Annotated in this window: 20 protein-coding genes; 14 read left to right on the forward strand and 6 right to left on the reverse strand. The window is 72.5% G+C overall.

Annotation, left to right across the window (positions count from 1 at the left end):
• The 4 genes from tilS to folE form a co-directional block, all read left to right on the forward strand.
• A partial coding sequence (tilS, locus tag ACFVUY_RS42350) for a tRNA lysidine(34) synthetase TilS (protein WP_387737278.1) occupies positions 1-1,126 on the forward strand: 1,126 nt, incomplete at its 5' end.
• 71 nt (positions 1,127-1,197) lie between these two features.
• Positions 1,198-1,752 carry a hypoxanthine phosphoribosyltransferase gene (hpt, locus tag ACFVUY_RS42355; RefSeq protein ID WP_280685463.1) on the forward strand — a complete coding sequence of 185 codons (555 nt, stop codon included), beginning with the start codon at positions 1,198-1,200 and terminating at the stop codon, positions 1,750-1,752.
• A 226-nt stretch (positions 1,753-1,978) separates the two neighbouring features.
• Positions 1,979-4,033, forward strand: coding sequence for an ATP-dependent zinc metalloprotease FtsH (gene ftsH / locus ACFVUY_RS42360; RefSeq protein ID WP_387695566.1), 2,055 nt, complete (start codon positions 1,979-1,981; stop codon positions 4,031-4,033).
• A gap of 106 nt (positions 4,034-4,139) precedes the next feature.
• The gene (folE, locus tag ACFVUY_RS42365) at positions 4,140-4,745 is read left to right on the forward strand and encodes a GTP cyclohydrolase I FolE (protein WP_359909368.1); all 606 of its coding nucleotides are present in this window, start codon (positions 4,140-4,142) and stop codon (positions 4,743-4,745) included.
• A gap of 182 nt (positions 4,746-4,927) precedes the next feature.
• Here the strand turns inward: folE and ACFVUY_RS42370 are convergent, their stop codons facing one another.
• On the reverse strand, positions 4,928-5,716 hold the full coding sequence (locus ACFVUY_RS42370) for a ferritin-like domain-containing protein (protein ID WP_387737279.1): 789 nt from the start codon (positions 5,714-5,716) through the stop codon (positions 4,928-4,930).
• 159 nt (positions 5,717-5,875) lie between these two features.
• Positions 5,876-7,054 (reverse strand): alpha/beta hydrolase, encoded by a 1,179-nt coding sequence (locus ACFVUY_RS42375; protein ID WP_380552229.1) that lies wholly within the window; start codon positions 7,052-7,054, stop codon positions 5,876-5,878.
• Between the two features lie 353 nt (positions 7,055-7,407).
• On the opposite strand from ACFVUY_RS42375, the gene ACFVUY_RS42380 reads away from it, so the two are divergent.
• The 7 genes from ACFVUY_RS42380 to ACFVUY_RS42410 all read left to right on the forward strand — a co-directional run bounded on the left by ACFVUY_RS42380 (position 7,408) and on the right by ACFVUY_RS42410 (position 13,977).
• Positions 7,408-9,249: a phosphatidylglycerol lysyltransferase domain-containing protein gene (locus tag ACFVUY_RS42380; protein ID WP_387695563.1), complete on the forward strand. Its 1,842-nt coding sequence runs from the start codon at positions 7,408-7,410 to the stop codon at positions 9,247-9,249.
• A gap of 83 nt (positions 9,250-9,332) precedes the next feature.
• A complete protein-coding gene (folP, locus tag ACFVUY_RS42385) occupies positions 9,333-10,214 on the forward strand; it encodes a dihydropteroate synthase (protein ID WP_387737280.1) in 882 nt (293 codons plus the stop codon).
• 28 nt (positions 10,215-10,242) lie between these two features.
• Positions 10,243-10,722, forward strand: coding sequence for a nuclear transport factor 2 family protein (locus ACFVUY_RS42390; RefSeq protein ID WP_359909353.1), 480 nt, complete (start codon positions 10,243-10,245; stop codon positions 10,720-10,722).
• Between the two features lie 246 nt (positions 10,723-10,968).
• Positions 10,969-11,328 (forward strand): dihydroneopterin aldolase, encoded by a 360-nt coding sequence (gene folB, locus ACFVUY_RS42395; RefSeq protein ID WP_359909425.1) that lies wholly within the window; start codon positions 10,969-10,971, stop codon positions 11,326-11,328.
• 43 nt (positions 11,329-11,371) lie between these two features.
• Positions 11,372-11,971: a 2-amino-4-hydroxy-6-hydroxymethyldihydropteridine diphosphokinase gene (folK, locus tag ACFVUY_RS42400; protein WP_387695561.1), complete on the forward strand. Its 600-nt coding sequence runs from the start codon at positions 11,372-11,374 to the stop codon at positions 11,969-11,971.
• A 207-nt stretch (positions 11,972-12,178) separates the two neighbouring features.
• Positions 12,179-12,667 (forward strand): DUF3180 domain-containing protein, encoded by a 489-nt coding sequence (locus ACFVUY_RS42405; RefSeq protein ID WP_360353700.1) that lies wholly within the window; start codon positions 12,179-12,181, stop codon positions 12,665-12,667.
• Between the two features lie 134 nt (positions 12,668-12,801).
• Entirely contained in the window at positions 12,802-13,977 is a 1,176-nt protein-coding gene (locus ACFVUY_RS42410; protein WP_387737281.1) for a hypothetical protein, read from the forward strand.
• A 37-nt stretch (positions 13,978-14,014) separates the two neighbouring features.
• Here ACFVUY_RS42410 and ACFVUY_RS42415 read toward each other — a convergent pair whose 3' ends face one another.
• On the reverse strand, positions 14,015-14,590 hold the full coding sequence (locus tag ACFVUY_RS42415; protein WP_359909342.1) for a TerD family protein: 576 nt from the start codon (positions 14,588-14,590) through the stop codon (positions 14,015-14,017).
• Between the two features lie 134 nt (positions 14,591-14,724).
• Positions 14,725-15,222, reverse strand: a complete 498-nt coding sequence (locus ACFVUY_RS42420; RefSeq protein ID WP_380554233.1) for a hypothetical protein — start codon at positions 15,220-15,222, stop codon at positions 14,725-14,727.
• 99 nt (positions 15,223-15,321) lie between these two features.
• Between ACFVUY_RS42420 and arfB the strand changes: the two genes are divergently transcribed.
• Complete coding sequence (gene arfB, locus ACFVUY_RS42425; protein WP_387695559.1) at positions 15,322-15,756, forward strand: alternative ribosome rescue aminoacyl-tRNA hydrolase ArfB; 435 nt, start codon at positions 15,322-15,324, stop codon at positions 15,754-15,756.
• A 12-nt stretch (positions 15,757-15,768) separates the two neighbouring features.
• Here the strand turns inward: arfB and ACFVUY_RS42430 are convergent, their stop codons facing one another.
• Positions 15,769-16,305, reverse strand: coding sequence for a flavin reductase family protein (locus ACFVUY_RS42430; RefSeq protein WP_387695577.1), 537 nt, complete (start codon positions 16,303-16,305; stop codon positions 15,769-15,771).
• A gap of 362 nt (positions 16,306-16,667) precedes the next feature.
• Here ACFVUY_RS42430 and ACFVUY_RS42435 point away from each other — a divergent pair, with 362 nt between their 5' ends.
• Together ACFVUY_RS42435 and ACFVUY_RS42440 are read left to right on the forward strand one after the other, a co-directional pair.
• Positions 16,668-18,455: a diguanylate cyclase domain-containing protein gene (locus ACFVUY_RS42435; protein ID WP_387695558.1), complete on the forward strand. Its 1,788-nt coding sequence runs from the start codon at positions 16,668-16,670 to the stop codon at positions 18,453-18,455.
• 175 nt (positions 18,456-18,630) lie between these two features.
• Positions 18,631-19,632: a hypothetical protein gene (locus ACFVUY_RS42440; RefSeq protein WP_387737282.1), complete on the forward strand. Its 1,002-nt coding sequence runs from the start codon at positions 18,631-18,633 to the stop codon at positions 19,630-19,632.
• A 70-nt stretch (positions 19,633-19,702) separates the two neighbouring features.
• On the opposite strand, the gene ACFVUY_RS42445 is transcribed toward ACFVUY_RS42440, so the two are convergent.
• On the reverse strand, positions 19,703-20,179 hold a 477-nt coding region (locus tag ACFVUY_RS42445), incomplete at its 5' end, for an amidohydrolase family protein (RefSeq protein ID WP_387695556.1).

Below are 20,179 nucleotides of genomic sequence, written 5' to 3' on the forward strand. Positions count from 1 at the left end.
GGGCCCTCACCCCGCTGTCGCCGCGATACGCCTGGCCGTTCGCCGTACGCTCACCGACCTCGCCGCCGAGGCCGGTACCACCTTCACCGCGCCCGTGCGCGAGCCCCGCGAGCGCCCGGCCGGGGCGCCGCTGGTGGGCGCCGCGGTCGGCACCACCCTGATCGGCAACGCCGCGCGCCACCCCTCCGGGCTGCCCCGCACCCCGGCCGCGCCCGGTTCACCGCTGATCCTGGTCGCGGTCAGCGGCGGCGCGGACTCGATGGCGCTGGCCATCGCCGCCGCCTTCGAGGCCCCCAAGATCGGCCTGCGGGTCGGCGCCGTCACCGTCGACCACGGCCTCCAGGCCGGCTCCGCCGAGCGCGCCGCCCAGGTGGCCGACCGGCTGCGCACGCTCGGCCTCGACCCGGTGGAGGCCGTCCCGGTGCGGGTCGGCCGCGCCGGGGGCCCGGAGGCCGCCGCCCGGGACGCCCGCTACGCCGCCCTGGACGCGGCCGCCGACCGCCACGGAGCGATCGCGGTGCTGCTCGGCCACACCCGGGACGACCAGGCCGAGACCGTGCTGCTGGGCCTGGCCCGCGGCTCCGGCGCCCGTTCGCTGGCCGGGATGCCCGCCCACAAGGGCCGCTACCGCCGCCCGCTGCTGGAGCTGGACCGGGCCGCCACCCGGCAGGCCTGCGCCGCCCAGTCGATCCCGGTCTGGGACGACCCGCACAACTGTGATCCCGCCTACACCCGCTCAAGGGTCCGCCACGAGGTGCTGCCGGTCCTGGAGAAGCACCTGGGCGGTGGCGTGGTCGAGGCGCTGGCCCGGACCGCCCGGCTGTTCCGCGACGACGCCGACGCCCTCGACCAGTGGGCCTCTTTGGCCGAACGCGACCTCCGTACGGGCGACGGCGCCCTGGACGCCGTGAAACTGGCCGAACTGCCGCCCGCGGTGCGCCGCCGGGTGCTGCGCCGGGCCGCGCTGCGGGCGGGCTGTCCGGCCGGGGACCTGTTCGCCCGGCACCTGGAGACGATCGACCTGCTGGTCACCGGATGGCGCGGACAGGGCCCGCTGCACCTACCCGGGGGAGTCGAGGCCACCCGCAGGTGTGGCACGCTGGTCTTTCGGCGGCAGGGCGACTGACGGGCGAGGCATGCCCCGGGGGAGCCGACCGCCGGCCACACAGACCCCGAACGTTTGAGGACGTATCCCCGGTGGACCAGAACGACATGGGCGCTGACCTCGCGAAGGTGCTCATCAGCAAGGACGAGATCGACGCCAAGCTCCTTGAGCTGGCCGAGCGCATCGACCGGGACTACGCAGGGAAGGACCTGCTGATCGTCGGCGTCCTCAAGGGGGCCGTGATGGTCATGGCCGACCTGGCCCGGACCCTGCACTCGCAGGTCACCATGGACTGGATGGCCGTCTCCTCGTACGGCATGGGCACCAAGTCCTCCGGTGTGGTGCGGATCCTGAAGGACCTGGACACCGACATCGCCGGCCGTGACGTCCTGATCGTCGAGGACATCATCGACTCCGGTCTGACGCTGTCCTGGCTGCTGGGCAACCTGGGTTCGCGCGGTCCGGCTTCGCTGGAGGTCTGCACCCTGCTCCGCAAGCCGGACGCGGCCAAGGTCGAGATCGACGTGAAGTACGTCGGTTTCGACATCCCCAACGAGTTCGTGGTCGGCTACGGCCTGGACTACGCGGAGAAGCTGCGCAACCTCCCCTTCATCGGCACCCTCGCGCCGCACGTCTACGGCGGCTGAGGTCCCCGTTCGGGCGACGGGCGGGAACAGTGGGCCGTTCCCGCCCGTTGCACCCGGGAGACAGAGAACCAAAGCCGTGTCGCCGTGCTCCCGCCATGGGTGGGTCGGACTGCGGTACGGTCCAATAAACCGCTCTTCACATGAGCATCAATTCGGACGCGCCGCGGTCAACAGTCCTCGGCGCCGTTGAGTGGCAGGAGGGACGGGGCGGCAACGCCCCGCATGGATGGACGTCAAGCGATACTTCCGTGCGCCGATCATGTGGATCGTGCTGGCCGTCCTCGCCGTCATCGTACTGATGCAGGTCGTTTCGGACTCGAACGGCTACAAGACGGTGGACACCGGTCAGGTCGTCGCGGCGATCGACGCGCACAACGTCAAGTCGGCGCAGATCACCACCGGTGACTCGAACACGATCAAGATCCAGCTGAAGGACGGCGCCGCACTGCCCAGCTCCGGTACGGGCAAGGCCCCGTCCGGCACCAAGTTCCAGGCCTCGTACATCGGCGACCAGGGCGTCGCCATCGCCGACAAGCTGCAGGCGCAGGTCAACGACAAGGACCAGAGCACGCTCGCCGAGGGCTACACGATCAGCCCCGAGAAGCAGAGCACCTTCGTCAGCCTGCTGCTGTCGATGCTCCCGATCGTGATCATCGTCCTGGTCTTCCTGTTCCTGATGAACCAGATGCAGGGCGGCGGCTCCCGGGTCATGCAGTTCGGCAAGTCCAAGGCCAAGCTGCTCACCAAGGACACCCCGAAGACCACCTTCGCCGACGTCGCCGGCGCGGACGAGGCGGTCGAGGAGCTCCACGAGATCAAGGAGTTCCTCCAGGAGCCGGCCAAGTTCCAGGCCGTCGGCGCCAAGATCCCCAAGGGCGTGCTGCTCTACGGCCCGCCCGGTACCGGCAAGACCCTGCTGGCGCGCGCCGTCGCGGGCGAGGCCGGGGTGCCGTTCTACTCCATCTCCGGTTCGGACTTCGTCGAGATGTTCGTCGGCGTCGGCGCCAGCCGCGTCCGCGACCTCTTCGAGCAGGCCAAGGCGAACGCCCCGGCGATCGTCTTCGTCGACGAGATCGACGCCGTCGGCCGGCACCGCGGCGCGGGCCTCGGCGGCGGCCACGACGAGCGCGAGCAGACCCTCAACCAGCTGCTGGTCGAGATGGACGGCTTCGACGTCAAGGGCGGCGTGATCCTGATCGCCGCGACCAACCGCCCCGACATCCTGGACCCGGCGCTGCTGCGCCCGGGCCGCTTCGACCGCCAGATCGCGGTGGAGCGCCCCGACCTCCAGGGCCGGCTGGACATCCTCAAGGTGCACCAGAAGGGCAAGCCGATCGCGCCCGACGTCGACCTGTCGGCCGTCGCCAAGCGCACCCCCGGCTTCACCGGTGCCGACCTGTCGAACGTCCTCAACGAGGCGGCGCTGCTGACCGCCCGTTCGGACAAGAAGCTGATCGACAACGGCATCCTGGACGAGGCGATCGACCGCGTCGTGGCCGGTCCGCAGAAGCGCACGCGGATCATGTCCGACAAGGAGAAGAAGATCACCGCGTACCACGAGGGCGGCCACGCCCTGGTCGCGGCGGCCTGCCAGTACAGCGACCCGGTGCACAAGATCACCATCCTGTCCCGCGGCCGGGCCCTCGGCTACACCATGGTGCTGCCGGAGGAGGACAAGTACTCCACCACCCGCAACGAGATGCTCGACCAGCTCGCCTACATGATGGGCGGTCGCGCGGCGGAGGAGCTGGTCTTCCACGACCCGACCACGGGCGCCTCGAACGACATCGAGAAGGCCACCGCGACGGCCCGGGCCATGGTCACCCAGTACGGCATGACCGAGCGCCTGGGTGCGATCAAGTTCGGCAACGACAACTCGGAGCCGTTCCTGGGCCGTGAGATGGGCCACCAGCGCGACTACTCGGAAGAGGTCGCCGGGCTGGTCGACGAGGAGGTCAAGAAGCTCATCGACACGGCGCACAACGAGGCCTGGGAGATCCTGGTCGAGAACCGCGACGTGCTCGACAACCTGGTCCTGGAGCTCCTGGAGAAGGAGACCCTGAACAAGGAGCAGATCGCCGAGGTCTTCGCCCCGATCGTCAAGCGCCCGGCCCGGCCGGCCTGGACGGGTTCGTCCCGTCGCACGCCGTCCACCCGGCCGCCGGTGCAGTCCCCGAAGGAGCTGGCGCTCACCAACGGCGCCGCCTCCGTCGAGAGCGCTCCGGTGGACGTCGTGAAGCTCCCGCCGCTGCCGACGGCCGAGCCGCCGACCGAGGGCTGACCCCCGCTCCGCAGGGAATGGATGCCGCGTCACCAGGGTTTGTACCCTGGAGGCGCGGCATCCGTGCTGTTCAGCCAGAGTCTTCCGATACATAAGCGAGGCCCGCATGATCGACCCGGTGACGTTCGACGGTCCGCCCGCCGTCGGTACCTTCGACCAGAAGCGGGCCGAGGACGCCATCCGCGAGCTGCTGCTCGCCGTCGGGGAGGACCCGGACCGCGAGGGCCTGCGGGAGACCCCGGCCCGGGTCGCGCGGGCCTACAAGGAGATATTCGCGGGCCTGTGGCAGGAGCCCGAGGACGTCCTCACCACCACCTTCGACCTCGGCCACGACGAGATGGTGCTGGTCAAGGACATCGAGCTGACCTCGGTCTGCGAGCACCACCTGGTGCCGTTCCGCGGCGTGGCCCACGTCGGGTACATCCCGTCCACCAGCGGCAAGATCACCGGGCTGTCCAAGCTCGCCCGGCTGGTCGACGTCTACGCCCGCCGGCCGCAGGTGCAGGAGCGGCTGACCAGCCAGGTGGCCGACGCGCTGATGCGGATCCTGGAGCCGCGCGGGGCGATCGTCGTGGTCGAGTGCGAGCACATGTGCATGTCGATGCGCGGCATCCGCAAGCCCGGCGCCAAGACCATCACCTCCTGCGTGCGCGGCCAGCTGCGCGACCCGGCCACCCGGGCCGAGGCGATGAGCCTCATCATCGGCCGCTAGGGCGTGTCTGACAATTCTCGCCAGGTCCACGACGCCGGGGCACGCACCTCGCCGCGTTGTCGTCGGTCGCCAATGCTCCGCAGTGGCTCCCTCCTCCGCCTTGCGATGCACGCACCCCAACGCCGCGCCCTGATCCGACGCGAATTGTCAGACACGCCCTAGGGGCACCGGCCGGGCGGTGCTCAGAGCATCTCGTGCTCGGCGTGCGGCGGGGCCGGGGTGCCCAGCGCGTTGCGGCGCTCCGGCATCCGCAGCGCGACCATCCGGCGCCAGCCGTAGGCGCGGTCGTACAGGTAGAGCGCCCGCACCCCGAGGGTGATCAGGGCGAGCTGCCAGCGCGGCCAGCGCAGGATCCGGGCCATCCGGGAGGTGACGGCGAGGCCGACGTCCCGGTGGGTGCGGATCTCGCCGCGGGCGCTGGTCTCCAGGGCGTGCCGGATGTACGGGCCGTGGCCCTCGGAGACCAGTCGCAGCAGCTCCTCGTGGCAGTAGGCGAGGTGGTTGTCCTCGTCGGCGGAGATCATCCGCATCGCCCGGCCGAGGTCGGGGTTGTCCTGGTACACCTTCACCAGCCGGCGCATCTGCTCGGCGGCGCGCTGTTCGGTGACCCGGCTGTGCACGAGGTAGGTGATGATCTCGCGGTCGGTCAGCGGGACGTCGCTGTTCAGCCGCTCGTGCGCGAGGCCGACGCCCTGGCGCTCCAGCAGCATGCAGTAGTCGGCCTCGTCCGGCACCGGCACCTTGGGCAGGCCGCGCTTGTGCAGCAGCTGGGTGAAGATCCGGCCGTGCTTGCGCTCGTCGGCACCGTGCCGGGCCACCTTCGGGGCGAGGACCGGGTCCCGGGTGAGCGCGGTGATCCGCTCGTTCTCCCAGCCGCCCTGGTCCTCGCCGTCGGCCGCGATGCTGCAGAACAGCTGGTACGCCTGGTCGTTCCGGTAGATCTCGTCGAAGAGCGAGCGGGTGCTCAGCACGGTGCCTCCTGCGCGGGTCCGGGGCGGTGCCCGGCGGTGGCCGACGGGCGGTCGCGATACGTTCCCCCCGGGCCGCCGGCCGTCCGGGCCGACCGGCGGGTAATCACTCACCTGTCCCAGCCGGGGCCTGGCGGGGGCCTGGCCGGCTCCTGGCCGGGCCTAGCCCAGGTGCGAGCCCAGCCATTCGAGGGTGGCCGGGAGCTCCCTGGTCCAGCTGTCGAAGTTGTGCCCGCCGTCGTCCAGGTAGAGCGAGTCGATCGTGAACTGCGGGTTGGCCGCCGCGGCCCGGGTGGCCTGGTCGACGAACTGGACGGTCTGGGGGTAGTCGCCCTCGGTGCGGGTGGAGACCGCCAGCAGGTTGAGCGCCGGGACGGGCAGGTTCTGCAGCCGCCAGCCGAGGTCGTGCTGCTGGGTCAGCGCCTTGTCGCCGTTGAAGAGGTCCCCGCCGGTGTAGTTGTCCTGGCGCACGGTGAAGTCGCCGTGCAGGCTCGCCGCGTTGCCGTAGACGTTCGGGAAGCGCATCGCCAGGCGCAGCGCGCAGCTGCCGCCGGTGGAGTAGCCGAGGGTGCCCCAGGAGCCGGCGGTGCGGCCGACCCGGTAGCTGCTGCGGATGGCCTCGGGCACGTCCTTGACGAACCAGGTCTCGGTGCGCGGCCCGCCGGGGACGTCCACGCACTCGGTGTCCCGGGACGGGACGACGGCCGGGCGGGCCATCACCAGGACGGTCGGCGGCATCCTGCCGGAGCGCTGCAGGTCGATCGCGGTCTGGGCGAACGGGAGCTCGTGCAGCAGGTTCAGCGTGGTGCCCGGGTAGCCGGCGATGGCCAGCAGGACGGGGAAGCGGACCAGGGCGAGCTTCTGGTCGAAGTACGCGGGCGGCAGGTAGACGAACATCTGGTCGGAGAAGCCGGTCTCCTTGCCGCTGACCCGGACCGACTCGATCCTGCCGACCTCCTCGGGTGGGCCCTTCGGCAGGTTGGTGATGGTCTCCAGGCCGCCCTCGGTGGTGGGCTGGACCAGCGCGTCGGAGACCGGGGTGCCGCCCTTGTGGTTCGCGCTGCCGGTCAGCGCGAGCTTGGCGCCGCCCGGACTGAGCAGGTCGTCCCAGGAGGTGTAGAACCCGAAGGAGTTGTTCACCGACAGCGCGAGCACGGCCAGGACCGAGGCCTGAACTACCGTCAGCAGTCCGATCCGGCCGAGCACCGGCAGCGGCCGCTGGGGCGCCAGCCGCGGCCAGACCCACAGGGTCGCGACGACTGCCGCGACGCCGAGTGCGAGCAGCGAGTTCACCAGCGCGTCGCTGGTCAGTTCCATGCCGTCGGCCTTCCGGTGGGACACGGGCGGTGCAGGCTTCATGGTCTGGCGGTCCATCAGGCCGGGCCACCGCGGCTAGGCCGTCCGGACGCCGGGCGGGCTGGGAAGGGCGGGGGGAACCGCAGGCAACCGGCGCCCTAGAATGCGGCGTCCACCGTACGTAACGCGTCCCGGAGGGTCCTGTCGCGCCACGCTGCGGCGGGCCCCCGGCTCCCACCGCCGGCTCAACCCGCAGCGCGACCACGGACCCGGTTTACCGATCGTTTCCGGGTCCTTGGTATGCGCATTGCCTGATGAAGGAATAGGCATGAAGGTCCATCACGCGTCCTCCCCCGGAGTGACAGGACACCGCACCGCAGCCTCTACGCTGAGCTTCCATGAGCGTTCCCGTGTCCGTTGAGCCGAGCCCCGAGCAGCCGCCGCGCCGTCGCCGCGGCCTGCAGACGCTGCGCAACCAGGCGTCCGCCGTCCCGAGGGCCTGGCTCCCCGGGGCGGTCGGCTACGCCTGTCTGCTGATCGGGCTCGTGGACATCGCCAGCGCGGTGTTCCCCAAGCTCCGGCACACCAAGGTGCACACCTTCGCGGGGCAGCTGCCGGGCGGCACCACCAGCCTGGCGGCGGTCGGCGCGCTGATGGTCGGCATCCTGCTGGTGCCGCTGGCGCACGCGCTGCGCCGCCGCAAGCGGCGGGCCTGGCGGGCGGTCTGCGTGCTGCTGCCGGTCAGCGCCGGACTGCACATCGTGCGCTGGCACCAGATCGGCCCGGCGGTCGTCTCGCTGGTGCTCCTCGTCGTGATGCTGGTCCACCAGCGCGAGTTCTACGCCAAGGCCGACCCGCGCACCCGCTGGCGGGCGCTGGTCAACCTGGTCGTCATGGGCGTCCTCAGCGTGCTGCTCGGCCTGCTGATCGTGAGCACCCGGACCAAGTACGAGATCGGCCACCCCGGCTTGACCGAGCGCCTGCAGCACGTCGGGTACGGGCTGTTCGGTTTCGAGGGCCCCGTCCGGTACAACAACGTCCGGATGTCCGACCTGGTCGCCTACCTGCTCGGCGGGCTCGGCCTGCTGACCGCCTTCACCACCGCCTACCTGGCGCTGCGCCCGGGCAAGCCGAAGCCCGAGCTGACCGCGGAGGACGAGGAGAAGGTCCGCGAGCTGCTCGGGCGGCACGGCGAGCGGGACTCGCTCGGCTACTTCGCGCTGCGCCGCGACAAGAGCGTGCTGTTCTCGCCCACCGGCAAGGCCGCGATCTCCTACCGGGTGGTCTCCGGCGTGATGCTGGCCTCCGGCGACCCGGTCGGCGATGTCGAGGCCTGGCCCGGCGCGATCAAGGTGTTCATGGCCGAGGCCCGCGAGCACGCCTGGGTGCCGGCCGTGATGGGGTGCAGCGAGGTCGGCGGCGAGGTCTGGACCCGCGAGGCGGGCCTGGACGCGCTGGAGCTGGGCGACGAGGCGATCGTGGACACCGCCTCCTTCTCGCTCTCCGGCCGGGCCATGCGCAACGTGCGCCAGATGGTCAAGCGGATCGAGCGCAACGGCTACTCCTGCCGGGTGCGCCGGGTCTCCGAGCTCACCGCGGAGGAGAAGTACCGGATCGCCGACGCCGCCGCCCGCTGGCGCGGCACCGACACCGAGCGCGGCTTCTCGATGGCCCTGGGCCGCTTCGGCGACCCGCTGGACGACGACTGCGTGGTGGTCACCGCCCACAAGGCCCCGGAGGAGGGCGAGGAGGGCGACGACCTGAAGGCCGTGCTGCACTTCGTGCCCTGGGGGCCGGACGGCATCTCGCTGGAGCTGATGCGCCGCGACCGCGCCGCCGACCCGGGCCTGAACGAGCTGCTGATCGTCGCCGCGCTGCAGGCGGTGCCCGAGATGGGCGTGCGCCGGGTGTCGCTCAACTTCGCGATGTTCCGCTCGGCGCTCGCCCGCGGCGAGCGGATCGGCGCCGGCCCGGTGCTGCGCGCCTGGCGCGGGCTGCTGGTCTTCCTGTCGCGCTGGTTCCAGATCGAGTCGCTGTACAAGTTCAACGCCAAGTTCCAGCCCGAGTGGGAGCCGCGCTTCCTGGTCTTCCCGAGCACCCGGGACCTGCCGCGGATCGGCTTCGCCGCGATGCAGGCGGAGGCCTTCATCACGCTCGGCATGCCGCGCTTCGGCCGCCGGCGCCAGCGCGAGGGGCTGATGCCGGTCCCGTCGACCCGCGAGGTCACCGAGGCCGCCTGAGGCCCGTCACCGCCCTCCGGGGCCGGCCGCCGACACGGAACGGGGCCCCCGCCGAGCATCCTCGGCGGGGGCCCCGTTCGATAATGGGAAGCATGAACGATTCGCCGTCCTTCTCCCTGCCGGCCGGTCTGCCGCGGCTGGAGCGCTGCGCCGTGATGGGCGTGGTCAACGTCACGCCCGACTCCTTCTCGGACGGCGGGATGTGGCACGACCCCGCCAAGGCGATCGCGCACGGCCTCGCGCTGCGGGCCCGCGGCGCGGACCTGGTGGACGTCGGCGGCGAGTCCACCCGGCCGGGCTCGCAGCGGGTGTCCGAGGAGGAGGAGCTGCGCCGGGTGCTCCCGGTGGTCCGCGAGCTCTCCGACGCCGGGGTGATGGTCTCCGTGGACACCATGCGCGCCACGGTCGCCGAGCGCGCCGTCGAGGTCGGCGCCGCGATCGTCAACGACGTCTCCGGCGGCCTCGCCGACCCGGCGATGGCCCGGGTGGTCGCCGAGACCGGCGCGCCCTTCGTGGTGATGCACTGGCGCGGGCAGTCCGCCGACATGTACGCGACGGCGGTCTACGACGACGTGGTGCGGGACGTGGTCGCCGAGCTGACCGACCGGGTGGACGCGCTGCTGGCGGCCGGGGTCAAGGAGGACCAGCTGATCCTCGACCCGGGGCTCGGCTTCGCCAAGACCGCCGAGCACAACTGGGCGCTGCTCGGCCGGCTGGACGCGCTCACCGCGCTCGGCCGTCCCGTGCTCGTGGCGGCTTCGCGCAAGCGGTTCCTGGGTACGCTGCTCGCCGACCCGGCAACCGGGGAACTGCGCCCGGCCCGGGAGCGCGACGACGCGACGGCCGCGGTGTCGGTGCTGTCCGCCCGGGCCGGAGCCTGGGCGGTGCGGGTGCACGACGTGTCCGGCACGGCGGACGCCGTCCGGGTGGTCGCGGCCTGGCAGCACGCGGCGCGGTTGGGGTGAGGGAGGGTCTGTGACAGGTGACGGCAGGTTGAGCGGCGGCACGGCCGGGCGGGCGCGCGAGGCGGACCTGGAGGCCGTGCTCGCGGCGAACAGGGGGCTCTACGAGGCGCTGGAACGGGGGGATCTGGAAGCGGTCGAGGAGGCCTGGCTGGGTGCCGCCGACGCCGACGACAAGGGCGGCGTGGTGTGCGTGCACCCGGGCTGGCCGGTGCTCCGCGGCCGGGCGCAGGTGACCAGGTCGTACATGCTGATCATGATGAACACGGAGTACATCCAGTTCTTCCTGACCGATGTCGAGGCCGAGGTGCACGGTGATGTGGCCCTTGTCACGTGCACCGAGAACATCCTGTCCGGCGGCGAGTCGGAGGAGGAGGGGGAGCTCGGACCACTGGTCGGCGGAAAGGTCGTGTCGACGAATCTGTTCCGCCGTACCCCGGCCGGGTGGAAGCTCTGGTCGCATCACGGTTCACCCGTTCTGACCAGCGGGGACGACGACGAGGAGAGCTGATTCCGGCGGCCGCGGAAATGCCGTGCCGAAAAGTCGCCGGAAATTTCCGAGTGGTCACCGAACGTTCACGTCAATCGCCATATCGGTGCGCGTGGCGTCGGTTCGTGCCGGGTAGGACGGTCAGGCGTTGTCCGTGCTCGCGGGTAGATTCGAAACGGAGTGGCGGGCGTGCTGCCCGCCTTCGCCCTGCCCGTCCGTGCTTTTCGCCGGGTGGGGCCCGTCCGACTGGGAGCAGTGATTCGTTTGCTGGACCGCGTCACCCTGCGGGGGCTGCGAGCCCGGGGCCACCACGGCGTCTTCGAGCGTGAGCGCGTCGAGGGGCAGACCTTCGTGGTCGACCTGGTGCTGTACCTGGACACCCGCCCCGCCGCGGCCGGAGACGACCTCACCCGCACCGCGCACTACGGGCTGGTGGCGGAGGAGGTCACCGCGATCATCTCCGGGGAGCCGGTCGACCTGATCGAGACGCTGGCCCAGCGCATCGCCGACCAGTGCCTCAAGCACGAAGCGGTCGAGGAGGTCGAGGTCACCGTGCACAAGCCGGACGCCCCGATCACCGTGCCGTTCGACGACGTGACCGTGACCATCCACCGGGGCCGCGCATGACCCCCACCACGCGCCCGGTATCCGATGTAGAGGACGTTTTCCGATGAGCACCAGTGACCGGACCGCTGCGCCGAACGCGTTCGACCTGGAGGACCGGGTGGACTCCGTCGACACCACGCTGCACAGCCAGCGCTGCGCGGTCGTCGCGCTCGGCAGCAACCTGGGCAACCGGCTGGACACCCTCCAGGGCGCCGTCGACGCGCTCGCCGACACCCCCGGGCTGAGCATCAAGGCCGTCTCCGCGGTGTACGAGACGGAGGCCGTCGGCGGGCCGGAGGAGCAGCCGAACTACTACAACGCGGTCGTGGTGCTGCGCACCTCGCTGCCCCCGCGGGACCTGCTGGAGCGCGGCAACGCCATCGAGGACGCCTTCGGGCGGGTGCGGACCGTCCACTGGGGCCCGCGCACCCTGGACGTCGACATCCTGGCCTACGAGGGCGTGCTGAGCGACGACCCGCAGCTGCTGCTGCCGCACCCGCGCTCGCACGAGCGGGCCTTCGTGCTCGCTCCCTGGCTGGACGCCCAGCCGGAGGCCGAGGTGCCCGGGCACGGGCGGGTGGACGCGCTGCTGACCGCGCTGGGCGGCCCGGACGCGCAGGGCGTGAAGCGCCGCGAGGACATCCGGCTGACGCTGCCGGAGTAGGTCCGGGGCCGGGCTCGGAGGGCCGACAGCCGGGCCGACGGCCCGGCCGTCGCCCGGGGAACTCGACCGGGGGCCCGGCCGTACGAGTAGGTGTCCGTCGTTCGCGCGGGTGTCCGCCCGGCCGGGCCCGGTACGGTGGCTTGGCGTCGCCGCGCCGGGCCACCGGGCGGGCGGCCGGTTCTGGTACCCGGGAAGGACCTCCTCCGAGTGAAGCTGCTTCGCCTCCGCCTGCTGATCGGCATCACCGCTGCCACGACGGCGCTGTCCTGGGCCGGCTCCAAGCTGTGGGCCTCCGTGGACACGCTGCCGGCCGTGCCCGCCGCGGCGCCGGTGGTGCTGGCGGCGGTGGCGGTGATCCTGCTGGCGACCGCGCTGTCGCTGCGGGCCCGGCTGAAGGCGGTGCGCGAGCGGCAGCCCGGGGCGAAGGGGGTCGACCCGCTGCTGGCGGCCCGGGCGGTGGTGCTGGGGCAGGCCAGCGCGCTGGTCTCGGCGGTGGTCACCGGTGTCTACGCGGGGGCCGGGATCTACCTGCTGGGCGAGCTGGACGTGTCGGCCCGCAAGGATCAGGCCGTGACGGCCGGGCTCGCGGTGCTGGCGGGGGCCGCGGTGATAGCGGCGGCGCTCTGGATCCAGCACGTGTGCAAGTTGCCGGAGAACCACGACGACCCGGGCGGTCAGGCGGCCTCGCACCGCTGAGGCGTCGCTGAGCAGCCCCTTCCTCGTGATCTTGGGTGAGAATCCGGGCACGTGCGGTAAGAACCGGACCCTGTCAAGGGCGGAAGGGGACCCTGGGCTGACACGGCCCCAATTCGCACGCTAGTTTCTTGGACATGTCTCGCGGACGCCACCGTCATTCCTCCGTCCTCGGCCGGGCCTTCCCCCCCACCGCCACCGGCGTACTGCTGGTCGCCGCACTGGCCGCTCTGCTTTTCAGTCAGGACACCATCCTGGTGCGCTCGGTGGGCGTCGCGGCGGTGATCGCGACGCTCGGCTTCGCGCTGCTGCTGCGCCAGCGGGACAAGGCGGCCCGGGCGGCCGTCGAGATGTCCGCGGCCCAGCGGATGCGCGCCGAGGAGCGGTTCGAGGAGCAGTTGGCCGAGGCCGAGTACGCGGCGGAGGTCGCCGAGGAGCGGGCCACCCGGTTCGGGCGGCGGCTGACGGCGGAGAAGTCGCGGCTGGCGAAGGCCGAGACCGAGATCGCCCGGCTGCTGCGCGAGCGGGCCGTGAACGTCGCCGAGCAGGCGCTCAAGGAGGCCGAGGCGGCCCAGCGGGCGCTCGCCGCGAGCCGTCCGAAGCACCCGGCCAGCCCGGCCGCGTATGTGCGGGCGGCGTCGGTGCTGCGGCACCTGGAGCGCCGCGCGGCGGAGCAGGAGGCGCAGCGGGCGCGTACGGCGGGTGCGGAGGTCGCCCTGCGGGCGCGTGCGGCGGAGCCGGTGGTCGGCACGGCCGCCCCGGCGGTTCCGGCGGTCGCGGTGGCCGCACCGGTGGCCGTGCCGGCTCCGGTGGCGCCCTCGGTGCCCACTCCGGGGCAGGCTCCGGTCGCCCAGTCGCCGGTGCGTCCCGAGCCGGTGCGTCCCGAGCCGATGCGCCCCGAGCCGGTGCGTTCGGAGCCGGTGCGTCCGGCGCTGACCGCGACGGTCGGTCAGCTCGGCGGGACTCCGGCCGTGCCCGCCGCGGCGCCCGCGGCGGGGGAGCGGCAGCGGCCGCGGCCGGCGCAGTCCGGGCAGGCGCGCGGGCAGGGCTTCAGCTTCTTCGGCCGCGGCTCGGCCGTTCCGGCGCGCCCGGCGGCCCCGGCGCCGGCGGTGGGCAGCGTCGCCGAGCTGGGGGAGCGCGCCGACCTGGCGGACGTGGTGGGCGACGAGGCGGTGGCCGCGAAGGCCGAGGCCGAGGCCCGGGCGGCGGAGCCGGCCGAGCGGCCCGGACAGGGCGAGCCGACCGTGGTGGACCTGACGCCGGAGGACGAGACCGAGCTGATCGAGCTGCCGGAGCTGCGCGCCTCGCGCTGAGGCGACCGGGCCCCGGAAAACGAGAACCGCGGGTGCGTCAGATCTGCACGCCGAAGTCCTGGGCGATGCCGGCCAGGCCGGAGGCGTAGCCCTGGCCGACGGCGCGGAACTTCCACTCCGCGCCGTTGCGGTAGAGCTCGCCGAAGATCATCGCGGTCTCGGTGGCGGCGTCCTCGGAGAGGTCGTAGCGGGCGATCTCGGCGCCGCCGGCCGCGTTCACCACGCGGATGTAGGCGTTGCGGACCTGGCCGAAGTTCTGGCCGCGGGCGACGCCGTCGTAGATGGTGACCGGGAAGGTGATCTTGACGGCCTCGGCCGGCAGGCCGGACAGGCTGATGTTGAGCGCCTCGTCGTCGCCCGCGCCCTCACCGGTGCGGTTGTCACCGGTGTGCACGACGGTGTTGTCCGGCGTGCTGGTGTTGTTGAAGAACACGAAGTGGGCGTTGGACAGCACCTTGCCGTCCGCGTTCAGGACGATCGCGCTGGCGTCGAGGTCGAACTCGGCGCCGGTCGTGGTGCGGACGTCCCAACCCAGGCCGACGGTGACCGCGGACAGGCCGGGGGCCTCCTTGGTCAGCGAGACGTTGCCACCCTTGGAGAGGCTCACTGGCATGACGATTGCAGTCCCTTCGTTCGCTTCGTGCGCTATTTCCCGGGACAACGCAATACTCCGGCGGCTTGGTTCCGCAGGAAGCGTGAATTCTTCGCGGGCGCCAATCGGAGGGCAAAGCCCGGGCAAAGCCGGTGTCAGATCCGCCGGAACCGGCCCTGCAGAGTCCAGATGTTCGGATTGTCGGCCAGGCCGGGGTGCATGTCGAAGAGGTCGGCCAGGGTGTCCTGGAGGAAGTCCCGGGCCTCGCGCCGCAGTTCGCCGTGGCGGACCACCACCGGCGGCTCGTCCGGCAGCCAGGTGGCGGTGACCTCGACCCAGTTGAAGCGGCGGGCGAAGCGCAGCAGCTCGGTGTTCTGGGTGAAGTCGAGGTCGGCGGTCTGCACCCGGGCGGCCCGGCCGCCGTCCGGGTCGCGGTCCAGGAGCTCGGCGACGTCGCACAGTGCCCAGGCGAAGTCCAGCACCGGAACCCAGCCCCAGGCGGTGGACAGGTCCGAGCCCTCGCCGTCCAGGTAGACGTCGCCGCAGAACAGGTCGTAGCGCAGGGCGTGCACGGACGCGGTGCGGTAGTCCGTCTGCGGGGGGTCGGGGAAACGGTTGGAGAGGGAGTAGCCGAGCTCGATCACGTAGGCCATTGTCGGGGCTCGGGGCGGATCGGGGTAACCGGGTGCGCGGGCGCGGGGGCGTACCGATAACCGGGTGACCGGGCGGGCCGGGCGCGGGATGATGGACGCATGTCCGAGCCCATCCGCGTACGGGGGTCGGTGGTCGTCCCCGACGCCGAGCTCGTCTGGCGCTTCTCGCGTTCCTCCGGCCCCGGCGGCCAGCACGTCAACACCTCCGACTCCAAGGCCGAGCTGCGCTTCGACCTGGCGTCGACCGCGGCGCTGCCCGAGGTGTGGCGCGAGCGTGCGCTGGAGCGGCTGGCCGGTCGGCTGGTGGACGGCCGGGTGCTGGTGGTCCAGGCCTCGGAGTTCCGCTCGCAGTGGCGCAACCGGGAGGCGGCCGCGGCCCGGCTGTCGGCGCTGCTGAGCGAGGCGTGCGCGCCGCCGCCGAAGGCCCGGCGGGCGACCAGGCCGAGCCGGGGAATGGTCGAGCGGCGGCTGACCAACAAGCGGCTCCGCTCCGAACTGAAGCAGGGCCGCCGGGCGCCGCGCGGCGGCGAGTAGCCGGCGGGCGGTTCAGCCGAGGGTGCGGTAGCCGCCGCGGAAGTAGAGCAGCGGGCGGCCGGCCGGGTCGGGGACCACGGCCTCCAGGACGCGGCCGAGCAGCAGGGTGTGGTCGCCGGCGGGTATCCGCTGCTCGGTGCGGCACTCGACGGTGGCCAGCGCGCCGTCGATCAGCGGGGCTCCGGTGCGCGGGCCGCGCCGGTGCGGGGTGTCCGCGAACAGCAGCCGGTCGCTGAGCCGGCCCTTCATGGCGAACCGGGAGCCGAGCGTCTTCTGTCCCTCGGTCAGCACCGAGACCGCCCAGGTGTCCGTCCGGGAGAGCACCTCGTCCATCCGGGAGTCCTCGCGGACCGAGATCAGTACCAGTGGCGGCTCCAGCGACACCGAGAGGAAGGACGTGGCGGTCATGCCGACGTCCTCGCCGTCCTCCGGGTCGTGGACGGTCACCAGGCTCACGCCGGCGGCGAGCTGGGAGAGGGCAGCCCGGAACTCGTCGGGCGTGGCGTGGGGGGCAGCTTCGGGCTGCGGGGACGGGTACACGTACCGCACGGTAGTCGTCACCCGGGAGGAACGGCATCGGGCCTTGGTCGTAGGACCGGCGCTCCGGCCGAAGGGTTGCGCCCGGTGGCCGAACTCACCCTCAGGAGTGAAGCGGCCGGACCGGCGGGCCCAGTCGGCTTCAGTCCGGGGCCCATGCGGTCGACCACGAGAAATGTGCCGATAGCGCTTTATGTCCCGCTATGGGACAGATGAACTGATTAAGGGCGCATTAGTGTCGTGTGATTTAAGTCACAAGTGATGGCCTATTGCTGACCGAGCGTGCCGAGCGCTGTGCTCCCTGTGATTCAGTTCTTCTGGCAATCGGACGATAACCAATCAAGAACTATCCGAAGCAGCCGGGGAGCCCCCGCATGGAAGCCGAGTCGGAGCCGTACGTCCGTCTCGCGACCCTCCGCACCTTGCACCGGGTCGTGGCGGACCTCAACGCTGCCCGCAGCCTCGCTGGCACGCTCCAGGCCGTTGTCGAAGGCGCGGTGCACGGGCTCGGCTTCGACGCCGCCGCCGTCAGCCTGGTCCGGCCGGACGGCGACCTCGTGGTGGCGGCCGTCTGGGAGCTGGAGGAGAGCCCGATGGGCGGCCCCTCCGTGCTGCTCGGCCAGGTCGGTTCCCGGGAGTCCTGGGACCGGCTGCTCGGCGTCAGCGACCACTGGGGCACCCTGCGCTTCCTGCCGTACGACCGCGGCTGGGCCGTCGCCAGCGACATCCCGCGCTGGATCGGGGACAGCCCGCTGCCGGTGTACGCCAACGACTGGCACCCCGCCGACGGGCTGCTCGCCCCGATGTACAGCGCCGGCGGCGACCTCCTCGGCGTCCTCTCGGTGGACCGCCCGCGCAGCGGCAAGCGGCCCGGGGCGTGGACCCGCGAGGCGCTGGAGATGTTCTCCCTGCAGGCCTCCATCGCGATCGGCAACGCCCGGCTGCGGGCCGAGATGCAACGCGCGCTGGCCCGCCTGGAGAAGGAGCAGCAGGCGCTGCGGGCCAGCGAGGAGAGCTTCCGCCAGGCCTTCGAGTACGCGCCCAGCGGGATGGCGATCACCGAGCTGCACGGCGTCGGGCGCGGCCAGCTGACCAGGGTCAACGACGCGCTCTGCCGGCTGCTCGGCCGGCCCCGGGCGGTGCTGCGGCAGCAGAGCTTCGCCGACCTGGTGCACCCCGAGGACCGGGCACTGCTGGAGCGCACCAGCGCCGAGAGCGGCCGCGCGGAGCTGCGGCTGTCCCGGCGGGACGGTGGCTACCAGTGGGTCTGCCTGCGCAACTCGATCGTCGCGGACGCGGCCGAGGGCCCGAGCTTCCTGCTCACCCACGTCGAGGACATCGAGGAGCGCAAGCGGCACGAGTTCCAGCTCGCCCACCGGGCCAGCCACGACGCGCTCACCGGGCTGCCGAACGGCGCCGAGCTCAAGACCCGGCTGGCCCGCCGGCTCTGCGCACAGCCGCGGCCGGTCGGCGCCGCGGCCGGCCAGGTCGAGGCGGCCTACCCGCAGCCCTACGGCTACCCGGCCGACTCCTACAGCGCGCACACGGCGCACGAGCGGCTGGAGGGCGCGGACCCGTACGCCGGGCCGGTGCACGGCTACGGACTGCCCGAGGGCCTGCCGAGCGGGCTCGGCCCGGGCTACGGGGAGCACGTCCACGCGGTGGTCCCGGCCGAGTACGGGCCGGGCGGCGAAGCCTGGTCGGCGCCGTTCCGCTCTGGGGGCGCGGCGGCGGTGGACAAGGGGCTCGCGGTGCTCTTCTGCGACCTGGACGGCTTCAAGTCGATCAACGACCGGTTCGGCCACAACGCGGGCGACGCGGTGCTGGTCGAGGTCGCCCGGCGGCTGAGCCAGGCCGTCCGGGACGGTGACACGGTGGCCCGGCTCGGCGGTGACGAGTTCGTGGTGCTGGCCGACGGGATCGGCCGCGAGGAGGCCAAGGACCTCGCCCACCGGCTGCGGGGCGCCATCATCCCGCCGATGCGGATCGACGGACGGGCGATGCGGGTGGGGGTGAGCCTCGGGGTCGGCTGGGCCGGCTGCGGGATGAGCATCGAGGAGGTGCTGCACACCGCCGACGAGCGGATGTACGACGAGAAGCGGGCCCGGGGCGGGGCGGTGCGCGGAGCGCGCGGCGAGCGCTCGCACCGGCGCGCGGGCTGAACCGGCGGACGGCCGGTGCGGGCTCGGGTCCGCCCAGGTCGGCCCGGGTTACCCGTGAGTTGTCAAGGGGTCTTTTCCCGCCGTCACATACGACAGGTAGGGTTCCCGGTACGACAGCGTCCATGATCTGCGCCGCCCGCAGCTGGCGGCGCACCGGATGGGGGAGCAGACCACCGTGACGACCGCCGGCAGCAACGGAGTGCCCGAGGGCCAGGGGGGCGGTGCCCCGCAGGACGACGACCCGTTCGGCTACCTCTACCGCCCGGCCGACGGTTCCACCGGGCAGCCGGCCGAGCCGCAGCAGGGGGTCCCGCGCACGTCGTACAACCGCCCGATGGAGGTCGGGCGCGCGCAGTACGGCTATCCGCAGCGGGCGCAGCAACAGCAGCAGCAGCCGTACGGCCAGCAGGGCATGCCGCCGCAGGGGTACCAGGGCGGTCAGCCGCAGGCCCCGTACGGCGGCCAGCCCGGATCGCCGCAGCAGCCCGAGTACGGTGCCGCGCCCACCCAGCAGACCCGCTACGCGGAGCACTCCCGGCCGCAGCCGGGGGAGGAGCCGCGCAGCAGCGGCCGGAGCAAGGGCGCGGTGATCGGCGCGGTCGCCGTGGTCGCGGCGATAGCGATCGGCGCCGGCATAGCGCTCTCCACCGGGGACCCGGACGACACCAAGAACGCCAAGGGCGGCACCGCGACCACCGCCCCGCCGGCCCCCAACAGCCCGGCGCCGACGGCCACGAACGCGAGCGCCGGCCCCACGTCGAGCGCCACCGCCATCTCCGGGCCGACGAGCGTGGACGCGGGCCAGCTCCAGGCGCAGAACGCGCCGTCCGGCAACAGCGTCAAGGGCGCCAAGTCCGCCGACGGCAGCTACCTGACGCTCCAGCCGGGCGGTTCGGTGACCTGGACCGGCGAGGTCGCCACGGCCGGGACGTACAAGCTGAGCGTGCACTACAACTACTCGGGCGCCGACATCAAGGGCGGGGCCGCGGTGAACGGCAAGGACTGGCCGAGCGGGGTGACCTACAAGATCTACGGGGCGCCCCCCAAGGACCAGACCGCCGCCTGGTTCTCCACCTGGATACTCCCGCAGTTCCAGGCCGGGCCGAACTCGGTGACCTTCACGGTGCCCTCCGGGCCGATCCTGATCGACCAGATCACCATCGAGCCGAGCGGCTGACGCCACCGCGGACGCGACGCGGCCGCCCGCCCCCGAGGGGGACGGGCGGCCGTCGCGTTCCGGGCGTCGCTCAGTCGGCCTTCACGGGCCGGAACGTCTCGCCGCCGAGCACCCAGCGGCCGCGGCGCATCACAGCGACCAGGTCGTAGCTCTCGGAGTCGACCACGACCAGGTCGGCGAGCTTGCCGGTCTCCAGCGAGCCGATCGAGTCGCTCAGGCCGAGCAGCCGGGCCGGGGTGGCGGACAGCGACTCGACGGTCTGGTTCAGGCTCAGCCCGTTGACGGTGACCGAGCGCTTGAACGCCACGTCCAGGGTGAGGGTGGAGCCGGCGATCGCGCCGCCCTCGACCAGCCGGGCCACGCCGTCCTCGACCTGGACCTGGAGGGGGCCGAGCGGGTAGAGGCCGTCGCCCATGCCGGCGGCGCCCATCGCGTCGGTGATCAGGGCGACCCGGTTGGCGCCGGCGGTGCCGTAGGCGAGGTCGAGGACGGAGGGGTGCAGGTGCACGCCGTCGTTGATCAGTTCGACGGTGACCCGCTCGTCCTC

The organism is Kitasatospora sp. NPDC058063 (assembly GCF_042885395.1).
Taxonomy (GTDB): domain Bacteria; phylum Actinomycetota; class Actinomycetes; order Streptomycetales; family Streptomycetaceae; genus Kitasatospora; species Kitasatospora lactacystinica.